This window comes from Vibrio sp. THAF190c (assembly GCF_009363355.1).
Taxonomy (GTDB): Bacteria; Pseudomonadota; Gammaproteobacteria; order Enterobacterales; family Vibrionaceae; genus Vibrio; species Vibrio fortis_A.
In genome coordinates, this window is the sequence record NZ_CP045339.1 from 392752 (window position 1) to 408732 (window position 15981).

Here is a 15981-nt window from a genome sequence, read left to right on the forward strand (position 1 = left end):
ATCATACCGAATTATTCGGCTTAACAGTCAGTTATCGCGTACCACTTACACGCTAAAAAAATAGACGCCTACTTAGGCGTCTATTAATCAGTCCATTTTGCCGCAACTCTATTTAGTTTTGCTCGTGATTGTAAATGTGTACATCGCGTTGAGGGAATGGAATAGTAATGCCTTCCTCGTCGAATCGTTTCTTAACGGTTTCTGTCACATCCCAATACACATCCCAGTAATCGTCGGTTTTCACCCAAGGTCTAACCACAAAGTCCACTGAAGAGGTATTGAGTGTGTGCAGCTTGATCATATGCTCTGGCTTTTTCAGCACTTTAGGATGATTAACGATGATGTCATTCAATACCGATTTCGCTTTGTCGATATCATCGGAATAGCCAATACCGAAGACCATATCTACACGACGCACGCGCTCCGCTGTAATGTTGTTAATCACATCGCCCCAAATTTTGTTATTTGGAATCACTAAACGCTGGTTATCAATGGTCTGCACCGTGGTCGACACCAAACTCATGTCTTTTACTGTGCCTTGCACTCCCGCCACTTTAACCATATCGCCAACGTCATAAGGACGGTAAATGAGAATCATCAAACCAGAAGCGAAATTAGAGAGCGTATCCTGCAACGCGAAACCGATGATCACACCTGCTACACCAAAACCAGTGAGCAGTGGCGCAAGCTCGATTCCAATCTGGGATAGTGCAATCAGCAAGCCGATGAAAACGACTGCCTTAGACGCGATCGAGACAAAGAAGTCTTGCATCAAGACACTGAAGTCCATCTTCGAGTGAGAGACGCTCTTCCTCACTGTTTTTCTAGCTAACTTGGCAAGTAAACTCGTCGCGTAAAGAATCCCCAAGAACAGCGCAAGCTTCACCACAAACGATGGAGTATTCTCAAACGCCCATGAACCAAAGTTTCTTACCCAACCTTCTAACAGTTCACGAGCGACGTTCCACTCCAAAACGTCCGCATTAATATCGCCTGTGGTTGCCAATAACACTCGCTTGAATGATGTAACGTCAACCCCATAAGGCTCCATAAGTGAGATGGTTTCTTCTAAGCTGGCAACCATAACACTGGTGCGTTCACTAAAACGCTCTAGCTCGCTGTTAATGGTAGCCTTTTCTTCCTCTCCGACAAAAGCGAGACGTTTCTCTAAATCTTGACGTTGTGTATCTGTGTACAAAATAGCGTTGGTTAAATATTCGGACCGGACAACGAGCGCCTTTTTTAGTTTCTCTTTCGACGCTGCAACATCGATTCCACGATCGCTCGACCAAGTCAGCGTTTTAGCTAATTGACGATAATAATCATCCATCATGCCAATGCGTTTCTGAACACGTAATTCAATGCTCTTCTTCGCCTCGCCCTCTGTGGTCCGATTCTCCTTACTCAGAGTTACGATTTTAACTTCATTCATTTCGAGCAGCAGCTCCAGCATCGTCACTTGCTGCCCTAGGACTTTGTCCACCAGCTGTTTATTGTCGGAAGAGAGCTGAGTGAAAAGCTCATCACGCAATGCTTGATTCTTACGCCTCAAAATATCTTCTAGAAAAGGCTTTTCAGCCTCATGAGCGGATTGCAGCTCCGCTAATTCCACCATTAACTGATCTTGAGTTTCTGATATTTTCTCGATGCTCTCTGCAAAACTCACAGACGTTACCAGAGCCAACATCAACAGTAGATATCGCCAAAAATTCATCATCCTTAACCTCTAATAAAGACCGAAAACCACTTTAAAGAGTAGTAAAAAGAATATGGATAACAATTATTTAAATGAAATTAATTCAGCTCTCACTCAGAATTACTAGAGAGTTCAAAAATTTGAGAGTTTCAATCTGCGCGGATGACCTGTAGAGTAGCGCCCAACAAAAAAACGCAACTCTATGACAAGCTATAATAGAAGTCGCTAAACAGTAAAAGAACGAGTAATAAAGATGAACAACGAACTTGAAATTATTGATTCTTTAGAAGAGCTAGAGAAGTTTCTGATCGACGTAGAATCTGGCGGTCTAGGCCTAGAAGGTGTTGAAGGCGTAGGTATGGCAACCAACAACTCCGACGGTCGTCACTTCGTAGCGGTATTCAACAGCAGCCACCAAGTTCTTCTTGCTCGCTGGATCACTGATGAAGTGTACGAAACGGGTAAAGACCTAGTGCGCAACGGCCCACGTCGTACTCACTAAATTAGCCTCATTCGCTAAGTTAGCCGTACTCACGAAATAAATCGTTTAAAGCCAGCCAAAAGGTTGGCTTTTTTGTATCACTTTTCCGTTAAGTCCGTTCTTCATTAACGATTGTTTTGTCCTAAATATCAGCCTCCCCATTCAACTTGTTACATTTGTTGTTGGCTTTAACGCGATTATGACTTGTCGACCAATCATTTATTCACTACCCTAGTTCACTCAATTTTATAATGTGCAGGATTCTACACTGTCTGTTTTACCTAACTATCACCAAACCCAGCAGCGCTCAATTTGGGCTTTAATGCTAACCGGGTTAGTCATCATGACTTGCTTGGCGTTTGGTATATCTCAAGGTAAATCACTCTCGAAGCCTGTACTTTCAATGGCTAATTCAGCTCAAGTTGCATCGTCTGTTGAATCAACCTCAGAGATGCAGTCGCTGTTCAACAATGTATTTGGACCTGAGGCTTCTCAACCTTTAACTTCTCCTGATAAGAGTAGTTGTAGCCTTTCCAAAAACTTACCGTCTTTTTCAGCGCCACTGACTGGTTGGATTCTCCCTCTCACTTTCTTACTTGTTATTGCACTCGTTAGCGCACCAAGATCATCTCGAATCCCTGCGAATCATGATCGAGCAGCAAGAACAGTAAAGCACCGCATTCATCTAGAGCACTGTATATTTAGAGAGTAGATAAAGGGCTTCTCACCCTTTTTATTTACTTTTTGGAGATACATTTGTGTACAACACACGAACCAATAGAGTTGCTGCGCGTTTAGCAACCATCACTCGCACATGCGTAAAATTTCTGGCTACGTTGTTAATACTGTTGCCAATGCTAGCTTCTGCTCAAAGCACAGGCTGGATCAGCGCGCCTGAGCATCCACCCGTAAAAATGCGGATGATGTCGACAGGCGAACAATCTAATGACGGAAAAATCATTCAAACCGTCCTCGATGTCGAGCTGTCTGGAGACTGGAAAACCTATTGGCGTAGTCCTGGTGAGGGTGGTATTCCGCCTAGTTGGGACTGGTCAGAATCCAGCAACATTGAATCTGTCGAATGGCATTGGCCGATTCCGAAATATTACGAACAATTGGGCGTGATGACGCTCGGATACAAAAAACACATCAGCTTCCCTGTAACACTGACGCTAAAAGATCCGAATCTACCCGCGCTGTTTCGTGCCAACCTGACGTTCCCATCGTGCACGACCATTTGTGTGCTTCACGACTATGCGATCGAGTTGCCAATAGATGGCCAATCATTAGCACTTGATGAACAGGCCATGTTCTTGTTTAACCAAGGCATGAGCCGTGCACCTAAATCTGCTTATCACGTATCTAACGAACAACTTTTCTGGGACAAAGCCAATCAGCAACTAGTTGTTCAACTCGATAACGATCAAGCTTGGGATAAGCCACAAGTCTTGATTGACGGTGAGTCTGTCATTGATGATTTCTTCGCTCAACCTGCTTTGCACATAACAGACAACACTCTAACCGCGGTGTTTGATGTTTCTAACTGGCTAGGCGAAGTTGACCTGACTGAGCGCGTAGTTAACGTAACCGTTTCAGATACTAGCTTTGCTGAAGAGCTGTCTGCTAGTGTCGGCACCCAGCCTATTGTGTATGAGAATACGACACAAGGCTTCTGGGTCATGGTTGGATTCGCGCTGGTTGGTGGTTTCATTCTAAACATTATGCCTTGTGTTCTGCCCGTACTTGGCATGAAACTCAACAGCATTATCCAAAATCAAGGTGCGTCAAATAAGCACATCCGACTGTCCTTTGTCGCATCGGCTTCAGGAGTTATCACTTCATTCGCGATTCTGGCCACTGGAATGACGTTACTTAAGCTCGGCGGCAACGCCGTTGGTTGGGGTATTCAATTTCAGAGTGTATGGTTCATCGCCTTAATGTTGATTATCACGTTGCTGTTCTCACTCAACTTACTTGGCCTATTCGAATTCAGACTGCCGTCACGCATGAACACTTGGATGGCAACTCAAGGGGATAACTCGCACTCGGGTCATTTCGTGCAAGGCATGTTTGCGACCTTGTTAGCAACACCTTGTAGTGCGCCGTTTTTAGGAACTGCCGTCGCTTATGCCCTTGGAGCAAGCTACGTTGAACTATGGGCTATCTTCTTGGCTTTAGGTTTGGGTATGAGTTCCCCATGGCTACTGTTCGCGCTTTTCCCAAGCCTAACCAGACTGCTACCAAAACCGGGCAACTGGATGAATCACGTCAAACTTCTGTTTGGCTTAATGATGTTCATTACCAGCCTTTGGTTGGCAAGCCTGCTCAAACCATTTATCGGGCTGTTTCCGACCATTGTGCTCTGCGCGACTATTTTCATCGCGGTGTTGATCTGGGTGGGAGTGAAGCTCGGACGCAAAGTAATGGTGCCTTTATTAGCGATCACAACAGTACTGTCCGGTGTCGGTTTGATTGCAGGCAGCATGACGGCTGAACACTGGAGAACGCCTATCGTTGACGATCTTCCGTGGCAACCACTTGATGCTAAACAGATTCCAGCGTTAGTCGCTCAAGGGAAAACCGTGTTTGTTGATGTCACAGCAGATTGGTGTATCACCTGTAAGGCCAATAAAGTCGGCGTGATCTTACAAGACCCTGTCTACTCTCACCTACAGCAACAAGACATGGTATTGATGAAAGGCGACTGGACCACACCAAGTGAAAGCGTGACAGGATATTTACAAAGCAATGGTCGTTACGGCGTTCCATTCAATATTGTATATGGACCGAAGGTTCCAACAGGCATACCACTGCCAGTTATTTTGGATGGCGATACCGTGGTTCAAGCAATTAACACTGCGAGGTAATCATCATGACTAAATCAAACCAGTCCGAGCAGGATGATCAAACCGAAAATAATGAGCAGAAGAGTCTAGGTCAACACATCAAGCGTTGGTCCAAAGAGCTGCTTTCGATTCTATTGATTGTCGGAGTAATCTCCGCGGCAATGGACTTCTATCGCTCACAGTCAATGCCTCAAGGTAACGCTATCCCTATGGTCGGTACTTCGATTCAAGGAGAAGAGATCGACTTGATAGAGTTGAGTAAACAAGGCGAGCCCGTGATCGTCTATTTTTGGGCGACCTGGTGTGGAGCTTGTAAATTTGTCAGTCCGAGTGTCGATTGGTTAGCCAAATCTCACAATGTCGTCTCTGTCTCTCTCTCTTCTGGTCCCGATGAGCGAGTGTCCCGTTACTTGCAAGCTAAGGACTACAACTTCGATGTACTCAACGACACCAGTGGACAAATTGGCCGTGACTGGGCGATCAGCGTGACACCGACCATCGCCATCATTAAAGATGGAGAGATCAAAAGTATTACAACGGGTGTTACCACACCGCTAGGTATTTGGTTGCGTGCTGCTTTGGCATAAACCAACCGAACTAATAACAATGCCACTCTTACTAAAAAGAGTGGCCTCAAGAAAGAGAATCAATAATGAAGAAACAACTACTGGCTGGCATGATTTTAAGTGCTCTATTTTCGACGACTGCACTAGCAGCACTTAGCCCTCAACAAGAACAGCAACTGGAAGAGATCAATAACTTTTTAAAAGAGAACCCTGAAACCATTTCAGGTCTGCATACTAGCCTTCAACAATATTTAGCGGGTAAAGAGCAAGCAGAAAAGGCGCAAGCTGATAGTCAAGAATGGCTCTACAATAATCCGGCTCACCCGATTATGGGTAACCCAGATAGTAAGAACATCATCATTAACTTCACTGACTACAACTGTCCTTTCTGTAAACGATTAGAGAAAGCTCTTGGACAACTGGTAGAAGAAGAGAAAGATCTCAAAGTCATCAACGTTTACGTGTCGTTCAAGCAACAGAAGCTTGATAAGATCGAAACCAACTCTGCGCTGTATGCAATGAACGTTTGGCAACAAAAGCCAGAAGTGTACACCGAAGTGCATGACCTGCTAGTAGCAAAAAGCGGACTGCATACTACTCGCTCTTTAGAAGCAGTGGCGAAACGCACAGGTACAGAAGAGCTGCTAAAGTCGACACCAGAGCTTGATTCGGTTCTCACTACCAACCACCAAACATTTTCAGCGCTGGGCTTAACTGGCACACCGACAATGATCATCAATGGCCAGTTCCTTCCGGGATACATGCCTTATGACAAACTTAAAGACGTCGTAGACCAAGCGTTTTAAGTAAGAATAAAAAATGGAAGCGAATCACGCTTCCATTTTTCGTCATCTCAATGAAATTAAAGTGGTTTCAAAGTGTCATCATTAGTCCACATAAGTTTCACTTACAGCGACTAACTTAAAGGCGTTGAAACAAAGAGTTCAACACCCACGCCTACTCTATGGCACTGTCCTTTAACCGAGCTCTGCTCGGTTTTTTTTGTCTTCTGTTTGATGCGCTTTTCGTATCTAACAAAGTAGACGAACAACCAAAGCACCTGGCTCCCTCAGAGCATCAACGTTATAGCTCAATACATGCCCTTTCGAAGGTGACAAATAACGACGACATTCGTTACCAAACGCATCGTATTGGATCGCTAACAAGTCACCAGCAACAACCTGCTGCAACATAGAGACTTGAGGCAATACAAAACCACCAATATCCGCTCGAATAGAGACAACACTGTCACCTGCAACCCAATCGATATCAGGTAAGACTGCAGCTTCAAGGTTTTCACTTAACATGTCGTAGTAGCTGAGTATATTGAACACACCATCCACAGCGCGTTGAATCATCTCTGGTTGCGTGACTTTACCCATACCCACTTCAACGGTAACGCTTGGAATACCACTACGGTTCCAAACCGTTTCCAAAATACCCGGATCACCTGGATCATTCAGAACACAATCAGGTTTCATTAGGCGTGCCATTTCAACACATTGCTCAATGCGATAGTCAGCAAATACATACAGAGGGTAAACTGCACCACGGGTTTGGGTATGAAGATCAACAGCAAACGTCGCATTATGCTTAAGTAGATGCTCCCATAATGACGCGACAAATCGCTCTGCCGCTAAACCATGAGCATCTCCGGGAAATAGGCGATTTAAATTGGCAGGGCAAGACCCCGGATCCGATGATACAAAGTCACGGCTATGATTCAGCAGACCCGGCAAGTTGACGGTTGGGACGATTGTTACCGTTCCTTTCAACTCTTTTCCAACCAGTTCTCGAATAATCTGTTGTGCCGCGAGCACGCCATTCAGTTCATCACCGTGAATACCTGCGGTTATCATCAACTTCGGACCGTCTTGGCTCCCTTTGAAAACAGACACTGGCATGTTTTTAGGTTGACCAAGGCCATCACTGGTCACTTGGAACCAAAATTGATGTTCGCCCACAGGGAGATCATCAACATTAAGAGAGGTAATTACCTGTCTTCCTTGTAACACATCTCCTAAATACTCTGTTTTCATTCGGTTTCCCCGCTACTGCGCCTAGTTTAATCCGTTTGCCACAGTTTGAATCATAACCTAATCGATCCTTAGAACAACCTTTAATTCTATGAATGAATTGAAGCATAACAATAAGTTACCTATAGAATTCCCTCTCACCCTCGGCGTGAATAATTAGTCAAAAAACACAAACAAAAACGACCAGATATGCACAATAGAAAATAAAAATGAAACAAAAGTGCAATGAAATTAATAACTAACAAAAAGTTCCCTATTCACGAAAATGTAATTTCCCAGAAATGAAAGCTTAATTTGGCTGCTCTAAATTAACCCCATCTCGAAAAGAACGAGCACAGCGCTCACGGAATTTACAATACAAGGTAAGTGATTATGAAAAAGGCAGTTCTAGCTTCTGCAGTGGTAGCAGCACTAGTTTCAGGTTCATCTCTAGCAGCAACAGTTTACAGCTCTGACGGCACTGAGCTTAAAATCGGCGGTCGTGCGGAATTCCGTGGCGATTTCATCGGTTCAGGTGGTGAAGAAGTTGAAGGCTCTATGGAAGACAAAACTCGCTTCCGTCTAAACCTGAAAGGTGAAACTCAATTAACTGATACAGCAACTGCGTTTGGCTTCTACGAAGCAGAACAAGGCTCTGGCGACGATACATTTAAAAACCGCTACATGTACGCTGGTGTTGATTTTGATGGCCAAGCTATCTCTTTCGGTCGTCAAGACATGGCTTCTGTTATCGTTTCTGATTTCACCGATATCACTGAGTTCTCAGGCGTACAACAAGTTATCGATTCGGCTTCTGACAAAGAAGACGGTGTATTCGCATACCGTGGTGGCTTCGATGCACTTCAACTAGAAGCGACTTACAAAACAAACAGTGCAAAAGATTCTGATGGCTACGGAATTTCAGGTGTTTACTCTCTGCCAATCGGTCTAGATCTTGGTCTGACTTACGCAGCTGAAGACCTAGGTGCTGGTGCAGGTAGCGCAAACCAAGTTCTAGCTGGTGTTGCTTACTCGCTAGACAGCCTATACCTTGCAGCGACTTACTCTACGGGTGACCTAGATGACAAGGCGACAGGTACAGACGAAGAGTCGTTCACAGCTATGGAATTCGCAGCTCAGTACAAGTTCACTAAGCAAATCTCTGCAGCAGCGGTATACACGTACCAAGAAAACGAACTAGCGAACGGCACAAAAGTTGACGCTACAGACGGTATCGAACTTGCGGGTTACTACAAGTTCAACAGCAACTTCCGTACTTACCTATCGTACTACCTTAATGGTCTAGACGAAGTGAAGACTGCTGGCGTTGTCACTGAAGGTGAAGACACACTTCGCCTAGGTGTACGCTACGACTTCTAATCTCGTCTTCTAGATAGACTTTCTAAAAGCTGGGCAATTGCTCAGCTTTTTTGTTTCTTCAATTATTTTGACCAAGTTCATCAACGCTTTTTTCTGGTTTCATTGGCCTAAATCCGTATCATACGTAAACCACATCAATGAATTAGAAACATTATGTCTCAACATCACCCGATTCAAGGCGCAAGCTGGATGCTTACCGCTGGCCTTGCATTCGCGATCATCAACAGTTTAACCCAAATCGCCAGTATTCATTTTGGGCTCGCATCGACTACTGTTGCTGTTATTCAATACGCCATTGCATTCTTTGCGATTCTTCCTTATTTGCAGACTCTGGGTATTCGTAGAGCCTTGCAAACTAACAATCTTAAAATGCACATCGCGCGCGTATTTTTATCGGTTATTGGTATTCAGTTGTGGATATGGGCACTCGCCTATCCAGTGCCAATTTGGCAAGGTATTGCACTATTGATGACCTCTCCACTGTTTGCGACTGTTGGTTCAGGGTTGTTCTTAAAAGAGACTGTCGGTACTGCGCGCTGGGGAGCGACCATTGCAGGTTTTACTGGTGCGATGATCATTTTAGAACCATGGGCAGAAGACTTTAGCTGGGCAACACTTCTACCTGTTGGCGCTGCTTTTTTCTGGGCATGCTACTCACTGATGGTGAAAAAGCTCTCTTCTGATGACAGTCCTTCAACCATGGTGGTGTACCTACTGCTACTCATCACGCCATTCAACATCCTATTGGCAGCACCTGAATGGCAAATGCCGAGTGGTTTTAACATCTGGGCAATTCTGGTTGTTATTGGCGTACTGACCGCACTAGCACAGTGGGCCATTGTAAAGGCGTATTCGGTTGCCGATGCCTCATTTGTTCAACCATTCGATCACGCGAAATTACCACTGAATGTGCTGGCGGGCTGGATTGTATTTAGCTGGGTACCACCAGGTCGTCTCTGGCTTGGTGCCGCGATCATCATCGCTTCAGTTGCTTTCATCACCCATTGGGAAACTAAGAAAGAGCGATAAGATTGTTACGCTCATGCAAAATGCTGTAAGTGCTAAAAGATAGGGAAATACAGATAAATTTAAATTTCTTTGAAAGAAAAATTTGAGCTTATCGTTCTATATTTACAAGAGATTTAAAACGAGGATGTCACTATGAGCAAACCAATTAAAATTACCTTGTATCGCTGGGGCGGAAGCTGGGGACCATTCAAGGTCAATATCCCATGTGGTGAGTGTACCCTAACCAAAGATATTCTACAGGACACGTTCGATAACGAGCTTTCCGATGTGGATGTCGAGCTAGAGGTGAAAGATTGGTTGTCTCACTGGTGGGAGCCATTAAGATATGGCGCTTGGCATGCTCCAATCCTTGTCGTTGAAGGTAAAGTTGTTAGCCAAGGTGAAGCTCTAAACCGTGGTGTATTAGTACAGTCCGTCATCAAAGAGTGGACAGAGCGCGACACGCTAAAAGGCAACATTGTTTATGGTAAAGCGACTTGCCCTTTCTGTGTAAAAGCGAAGAAGATGCTTGATGAAGCGGGTATCGAATACCAGTACCACGACGTTGTAAAAGACAGTGCTGCACTGTACCGAATGATCCCTGAAGTGAAGGCACACATTGGACAGAAAACACCCGTTACTGTGCCTCAAATCTGGCTAGACGGTCAATACATTGGTGGTGCTGACAACCTAGAAGCTTGGATGAAAGAGAAGGGTTTAGATGCCATCCCAAACAACGTGGTTGATCTTTCTAACCAATCCACTGGCTAAGATAGAGTTACAAAGATCATCGCTCAGAATTTTGTGTCCATCCACAAAGAGACGTATCAACAGTAATTGTAATTGAACCGCTGTTCTGTTGAATACGAAAAAGGCCTTAAGCTTTTCGCTTAAGGCCTTTTAAAATCCATTTAGATCAATGACTAGTTTGCCATTTTCTTCATCATTCGCTTAACGAATGAGATTTTCTTCTGTTTTGGTTTGCCATGTAGCGCTTCGTGCATCATGTTTTTCGCCACAATATGACCCACGTAAACATTGCCTAATTCGTAACTCATAATAATCACCACAGATGTAATAAATTTTCTTTATGTGGTAATTTTACACCTAAAAACCCCAAAAACAAGACTTAAGTCACACTTTTTAGTAATTAATTTACATCAATAGTTAGATAGGCTCATTTATACCTACAAAAAAGCTCTACCGAAGTAGAGCTTCATTTTTAAACTATTTGCGCTGCAACTTTTATCTTGTAGCGTGGCTTGGTCTTATAACGCACTGACTCTTATAAAACAGACCAGTACAGATAATGCTGATTAGCTACGCTTAGGTTGACGATATGTTTTGCCTGCCGTTTGGTAAGTTTCTTTTTGCTTAACACCAAACATTGAGTCAAAGAACCATGCTGCGAATTTGATCAGATCATCGCCTTCGTTCATTACATGCTCAACAAACTCTTGCTCTTCACCCTGCTCATTCTCTTGCTGAGTAACATGGTAAATACGCTTTTCGTTTTCTACTTCAGCAAGCGCAAATTGACCACTCAATGACGCTGCTGCTTCTGCGACTTCAGTCTCTTCGCTGCTCTTTAGCAGTTCTAGAGCTTGAGGAAGCGTCTCAAGATCACAGATAGCCTTTACCAATGTTTCGAATTCTTTATGCTGCATGATTTATTTACCTATTAAATGAACCCGCACATTGTAAGAAACGGCGTCGTTAAACTCAATCATTACGATGCATACTGCTTCGAACGGCTACTCTCTTCGACGCCACGCTTAATTGAGGTAAACAGTACCAGCCCCATCACACTACCTGATACCAGATAGAACCAACCAAGTTGCACATGAGTCGTAACCCAAGTTTCAACTAAATAACCGCCTAACAACCCAGCCAAACACATCTGAATTGAGCCAGAGAGTGCAGATACCGCACCCGCTTGTTTTTTATGAGGTTCAAGAAGCATACTGATAGATAGTGGAAAAGAGATACCTTGTGCGATAGCCAACCAAGTAAATGCCCATACCAGATTAAAAATCGTCAGTTCACTCATTAATAACCAAGTACCAGCCGCAAAAATGATCGTTATCGCCGCTGCCATTAGTTGAGTCATTGAAAAGCGTTTATTGAAGATATTCAACAGCACACTACCCATCATCAGCCCAGCGGAAGGTACTATCATTAGTGAGCCGTAATCCGCGGCACTCAGCCCGAGTTGCTCTTGCATCAAAAACGGGAACAAAGACAATGTCACCAAACTGGCAAGATAACTCACCCAGTTATAGCTCGCACTACCAACCACTTGGCGATTTAACAGCAAACTGCCGTAATTCTTAATCACGCTTTTCCATTCAAAGCGGCTCTTACCGTAAGGTAGGGTCTCTGGCAGGACAAAGTACCCCAAGGTATAAATCGCCGACAAGTAAATCAGAACAAACAAGAACACCGATTCCCAACCTAAATGGAATGCAATCCAACCACCAAAAACCGGCGCAATGATAGGAATAATCGATGCCGTTAGTGAGATGTAAGAGAGCGCTTTGGTAAGTTGCCCGCCATCGTAGCTGTCTCTAAGTACGCTTCGTCCTAGTACCGAAGCACTACCAGCTCCCAAGCCTTGTAATAGACGACCAAACTCTAACGCGCCAACGCTATCTGAGAAGGTAAAACAGATCACTGTACCAATCAGATAAACGCCCTGACCAAGCAAAAATATTGGTCGACGACCGACCGCATCAGACATAGGACCATAAAAGAGCTGAGATGCACCAAACCCCACTAGAAAGAGTGTGACAAGAAGTTGAACATCGACCTGAGAAATACCCAGATCCGATGAAATTAGTGGCAGTGATGGTAGGTATATACTCACCCCAACCTGCCCAGTCGCAATGATCATCATCGCAAGGAGCAGTGGCGTCTTTTTAAAGTCAGATGCGTTCAATATCGTTCCTTTTGGCTTAAATTTATTCATATAATGAGTCTACATTCAAAGCTAAGCGATGATAATTAGCCAATTTGGAATTAGATTAAGTCTTACTGGGAACGAATATGGATTGGATACTGAACGTTAAGAGTTACATCAAAGTGGTTGAAGAAGGCAGTTTTAACGGTGCGGCTCGTTCGCTGAATACCACCAGCTCAGCCATCAGTAAGCGCGTTAATTGGTTAGAAGATCGCATTGGAACACAACTCCTGAAGCGCACTACTCGTTCTATCAGTCAGACTGAAGCTGGAGCCCTTTTTTATACTCGTTCAAAAGCGCAGTTAGAAAACTGGCAATCGATCGTAGATGAAACGCGCTCAGTAAATCAGACACCTGCAGGCTTACTGAAAATCGGCGCTACCATTGCGGTAGGTTCCAAGTTTCTGGTGCAATACCTTGATGACTTTTTGGAAAAATACCCGGATATCAAGGTTCAACTAATCACCACCACTCCTGGCCAAGTACCTGAGCTCAGACTAGATTTGGTCATTAGCCGTGAATTAGAACAGCTCAACTCACTTGCTTTTAAAAAGTCGCCACTGTTTGAGCACAAAGCGGGCTTTTATGCCGCACCGAACTACATAGAAAAGCATGGCACTCCACAAGATATTACAGAACTCGATCAACATAATTCGTTGGTATGGGGAGAGCGCCCTGACCGTGAAGTGAAATTGGCCACAGGCAAACGGATTACCCTTCGAGGAAACTTTGCAACCACTAACCCAGAAGCTCTCTTTCATGCAGCAAAGCGTGGTATTGGCATTCTGTTAACTAACGGCACCATCATCAAAGAAGAGCTCAAACAGGGTAACTTGGTTCGTATTCTGCCAGACGTCACTGCGGACGAACTGATGGTTTATGCCTACTACCCTAAACTCGACTATTCCCACACCTTGACCACGCTATTTCTGGATCACTTAAAAGAGCGTTTACGACAAGAAGGGAGCCCACTCTATTAATCGCTCTGTCCCCCCGAATCAGCGAGAAAAGTTCTCAACGCCATTTGAAATCTGATTAACAAACGCCATACTAACTAATATGCATATACTAAATTAGATAAGCAATGGCTAGGGGGTGCATATGGTATACGCCCATAATCGCACTGAAATTGAGCTCAAAACTGTCGGGCAACTCCTCGAATTGGATGGCTTGGATCTTCTGGAGTCTGCCGTTTTGAGCCTACATAGCGCTTACGATACCGACTACACAAGCCTCGTTGAACGTAAGTATTTTCCCGACCAGATCTCACCGATGATCATCGCCCACGATCACCACATCCATCACGATAGAATTAATCCTCTGCATCGTCAGCTCTATCAAGAAGCCGTGCGTCACCATCATCCAGATAGTCACGCTGCGAGACACGTTATTGACATTCTGCCGTCAGAGGCCTTTACCCAAGTTGTTCAGACGAACTATTTACTAGCAATCCCAACCAAAACGCCGAGCGGCGAAGTCATGGGGGTATTACTGTCATCATTTAAGACGCCTTTGGATCAAGAGATTCAGCAAGAGATGATTCAACACCATCAGATCTTCGCCAACATCATGACGCATACCCTTAGAGAAATGTGGTTCAATGATCGATCTGAGCAACTCGTTCACCAACTCAGTTACGAGGTTTCTCACGATAGCCTAACAGGCCTGCTCAATCGTTCTTGTTTGGCGGATACGTTGGAGTCAATTACTCAACAGAGCCACCCACCTTTCGCCTTGGCGATTCTCGACATAGACAGTTTTAAAGCCATCAACGACATGCACGGCAACTACATTGGCGACAAGGTATTACAGAAATTAGCCGACATTCTCAAAGCAGTGGTACCCGAGAAGAACCTAACATTCCGCACCGCAGGCAATGAATTTGCCTTTATCACCTATCATTCAGATCCATTCAGTGTTTGTGACGCCATCTTAAGAGAGCTCAAACATAGTCGTATCGGCAGCACCCTGCAACTCGACTTCAACGTCAGTATTGGGTTAGCCCGCTCCCAGGACGGAATGAAAGACATCGAACAACTCATCTTTAATACCAGCCTCGCTTTAAAGGCGTGTAAACAGGCCCCCAATACTCGTGTTAAGTGTTACGACACGCACCTCAGCGCTGCTTATCATCGTAAGGCAGAACTTGTCACTGCATTAAAAGACGAGCTTTCACTACCCATCGACCCACATTCAGAGCAAGGGTTATACGTTGCTGTTCAACCTATAGTGAGTGCTCAGTCCCAGCGCTGGGATTATTTTGAAGTCTTGGCGCGTTGGCGCACGAAAAAGCACGGAAACATCTCCCCTGTCGAGTTTATTGAAGTGGCTGAGGAGTCTGGGCTGATAGTCGAACTGGGAGAAAGAGTCATTGAACTCGCATGCCGAGCAAAAACACTTCTAGAGAAAGAAATAGGGTACTCAGTGAAGCTTGGTATCAACTGTTCAGCGCACGAGTTACATGACAGCCAACGCTACCTCAACTACTTGACCAAGATGATTAAACATTTTCACTTCGACAAGCGCGACTTTGTTATCGAGCTAACAGAGACGGTGCTGCTGTCCCCGACTGAAGGGACTAAAAATGTGCTCAGCACGATGAGACAACAAGGCTTCACTATCGCACTTGATGACTTTGGTACTGGATATTCGAGCTTGAACTATATTCATAGTTACCCCATTGATTGCATCAAGATCGATGCGACCTTCATACAAGGGTTGCTGACCAGTGATACTGCTGAGAGCGTCGTCTGGCTTATTGTACAACTAGCAAATCGCCTAGGGGTGTCGTTGGTTGCGGAGGGAGTTGAGCATAAAGAGCAGCTCGAAACATTGCACGCTATGGGATGCGATAAGATACAAGGCTTTTTCTTCTCTTGTCCCTTGCCCGCGCAAGACATGATCGCCAAAATCCAAGGGCGGCCAACTTCTGAGTTAACTTCTAACAAAGATGAGATAGAGCTGGAGTGAACAGCCAACAACAAACAAACAAAAGCCATAAACAAATAAACCGTGAATAGCTAACTATTC

Annotated in this window: 15 protein-coding genes; 10 read left to right on the forward strand and 5 right to left on the reverse strand. The window is 44.6% G+C overall.

Annotated features, from left to right (window positions below):
• Window positions 1-112: 112 nt before the first annotated feature.
• Complete coding sequence (locus tag FIV04_RS16805) at window positions 113-1717, reverse strand: mechanosensitive ion channel family protein (protein ID WP_152469813.1); 1605 nt, start codon at window positions 1715-1717, stop codon at window positions 113-115.
• A 232-nt stretch (window positions 1718-1949) separates the two neighbouring features.
• Here FIV04_RS16805 and FIV04_RS16810 point away from each other — a divergent pair, with 232 nt between their 5' ends.
• From FIV04_RS16810 to FIV04_RS16830, 5 genes are all read left to right on the forward strand, one after another.
• Window positions 1950-2198 carry a hypothetical protein gene (locus tag FIV04_RS16810; protein ID WP_032550422.1) on the forward strand — a complete coding sequence of 83 codons (249 nt, stop codon included), beginning with the start codon at window positions 1950-1952 and terminating at the stop codon, window positions 2196-2198.
• A gap of 232 nt (window positions 2199-2430) precedes the next feature.
• Window positions 2431-2889, forward strand: a complete 459-nt coding sequence (locus FIV04_RS16815) for a hypothetical protein (protein WP_152469814.1) — start codon at window positions 2431-2433, stop codon at window positions 2887-2889.
• 142 nt (window positions 2890-3031) lie between these two features.
• Window positions 3032-5044, forward strand: a complete 2013-nt coding sequence (locus tag FIV04_RS16820; RefSeq protein WP_152470653.1) for a protein-disulfide reductase DsbD — start codon at window positions 3032-3034, stop codon at window positions 5042-5044.
• Between the two features lie 5 nt (window positions 5045-5049).
• Window positions 5050-5610, forward strand: coding sequence for a protein disulfide oxidoreductase (locus FIV04_RS16825; protein ID WP_152469815.1), 561 nt, complete (start codon window positions 5050-5052; stop codon window positions 5608-5610).
• 65 nt (window positions 5611-5675) lie between these two features.
• Window positions 5676-6395 carry a DsbA family protein gene (locus FIV04_RS16830; RefSeq protein ID WP_152469816.1) on the forward strand — a complete coding sequence of 240 codons (720 nt, stop codon included), beginning with the start codon at window positions 5676-5678 and terminating at the stop codon, window positions 6393-6395.
• A gap of 225 nt (window positions 6396-6620) precedes the next feature.
• Here FIV04_RS16830 and FIV04_RS16835 read toward each other — a convergent pair whose 3' ends face one another.
• The gene (locus FIV04_RS16835) at window positions 6621-7628 is read right to left on the reverse strand and encodes a succinylglutamate desuccinylase/aspartoacylase family protein (RefSeq protein ID WP_152469817.1); all 1008 of its coding nucleotides are present in this window, start codon (window positions 7626-7628) and stop codon (window positions 6621-6623) included.
• A 369-nt stretch (window positions 7629-7997) separates the two neighbouring features.
• On the opposite strand from FIV04_RS16835, the gene FIV04_RS16840 reads away from it, so the two are divergent.
• From FIV04_RS16840 to FIV04_RS16850, 3 genes are all read left to right on the forward strand, one after another.
• Window positions 7998-8984, forward strand: coding sequence for a porin (locus FIV04_RS16840; protein ID WP_152469818.1), 987 nt, complete (start codon window positions 7998-8000; stop codon window positions 8982-8984).
• Window positions 8985-9137: 153 nt separating this feature from the next.
• Window positions 9138-10013: a DMT family transporter gene (locus FIV04_RS16845; RefSeq protein WP_152469819.1), complete on the forward strand. Its 876-nt coding sequence runs from the start codon at window positions 9138-9140 to the stop codon at window positions 10011-10013.
• A gap of 132 nt (window positions 10014-10145) precedes the next feature.
• On the forward strand, window positions 10146-10763 hold the full coding sequence (locus tag FIV04_RS16850) for a glutaredoxin domain-containing protein (protein WP_032550430.1): 618 nt from the start codon (window positions 10146-10148) through the stop codon (window positions 10761-10763).
• A gap of 152 nt (window positions 10764-10915) precedes the next feature.
• Here FIV04_RS16850 and FIV04_RS27330 read toward each other — a convergent pair whose 3' ends face one another.
• The 3 genes from FIV04_RS27330 to FIV04_RS16860 form a co-directional block, all read right to left on the reverse strand.
• Window positions 10916-11050: a hypothetical protein gene (locus FIV04_RS27330; protein WP_255232076.1), complete on the reverse strand. Its 135-nt coding sequence runs from the start codon at window positions 11048-11050 to the stop codon at window positions 10916-10918.
• Between the two features lie 258 nt (window positions 11051-11308).
• Window positions 11309-11659: a hypothetical protein gene (locus FIV04_RS16855; protein WP_032550431.1), complete on the reverse strand. Its 351-nt coding sequence runs from the start codon at window positions 11657-11659 to the stop codon at window positions 11309-11311.
• Between the two features lie 62 nt (window positions 11660-11721).
• The gene (locus tag FIV04_RS16860) at window positions 11722-12930 is read right to left on the reverse strand and encodes a multidrug effflux MFS transporter (RefSeq protein ID WP_152470654.1); all 1209 of its coding nucleotides are present in this window, start codon (window positions 12928-12930) and stop codon (window positions 11722-11724) included.
• Window positions 12931-13037: 107 nt separating this feature from the next.
• On the opposite strand from FIV04_RS16860, the gene FIV04_RS16865 reads away from it, so the two are divergent.
• Window positions 13038-13931 carry a LysR family transcriptional regulator gene (locus FIV04_RS16865; RefSeq protein ID WP_152469820.1) on the forward strand — a complete coding sequence of 298 codons (894 nt, stop codon included), beginning with the start codon at window positions 13038-13040 and terminating at the stop codon, window positions 13929-13931.
• Window positions 13932-14052: 121 nt separating this feature from the next.
• Window positions 14053-15921, forward strand: a complete 1869-nt coding sequence (locus tag FIV04_RS16870) for a bifunctional diguanylate cyclase/phosphodiesterase (protein ID WP_152469821.1) — start codon at window positions 14053-14055, stop codon at window positions 15919-15921.
• Window positions 15922-15981 lie beyond the last annotated feature (60 nt).

Bases quoted from the DNA above. Each gene is read 5' to 3' on its own strand.
- FIV04_RS16805 (WP_152469813.1), bottom strand. From the start codon at position 1,717: ATGATGAATTTTTGGCGATATCTACTGTTGATGTTGGCTCTGGTAACG.
- FIV04_RS16810 (WP_032550422.1), top strand. From the start codon at position 1,950: ATGAACAACGAACTTGAAATTATTGATTCTTTAGAAGAGCTAGAGAAG.
- FIV04_RS16820 (WP_152470653.1), top strand. From the start codon at position 3,032: ATGCTAGCTTCTGCTCAAAGCACAGGCTGGATCAGCGCGCCTGAGCAT.
- FIV04_RS16825 (WP_152469815.1), top strand. From the start codon at position 5,050: ATGACTAAATCAAACCAGTCCGAGCAGGATGATCAAACCGAAAATAAT.
- FIV04_RS16830 (WP_152469816.1), top strand. From the start codon at position 5,676: ATGAAGAAACAACTACTGGCTGGCATGATTTTAAGTGCTCTATTTTCG.
- FIV04_RS16835 (WP_152469817.1), bottom strand. From the start codon at position 7,628: ATGAAAACAGAGTATTTAGGAGATGTGTTACAAGGAAGACAGGTAATT.
- FIV04_RS16840 (WP_152469818.1), top strand. From the start codon at position 7,998: ATGAAAAAGGCAGTTCTAGCTTCTGCAGTGGTAGCAGCACTAGTTTCA.
- FIV04_RS16845 (WP_152469819.1), top strand. From the start codon at position 9,138: ATGTCTCAACATCACCCGATTCAAGGCGCAAGCTGGATGCTTACCGCT.
- FIV04_RS16850 (WP_032550430.1), top strand. From the start codon at position 10,146: ATGAGCAAACCAATTAAAATTACCTTGTATCGCTGGGGCGGAAGCTGG.
- FIV04_RS27330 (WP_255232076.1), bottom strand. From the start codon at position 11,050: ATGAGTTACGAATTAGGCAATGTTTACGTGGGTCATATTGTGGCGAAA.
- FIV04_RS16855 (WP_032550431.1), bottom strand. From the start codon at position 11,659: ATGCAGCATAAAGAATTCGAAACATTGGTAAAGGCTATCTGTGATCTT.
- FIV04_RS16865 (WP_152469820.1), top strand. From the start codon at position 13,038: ATGGATTGGATACTGAACGTTAAGAGTTACATCAAAGTGGTTGAAGAA.
- FIV04_RS16870 (WP_152469821.1), top strand. From the start codon at position 14,053: ATGGTATACGCCCATAATCGCACTGAAATTGAGCTCAAAACTGTCGGG.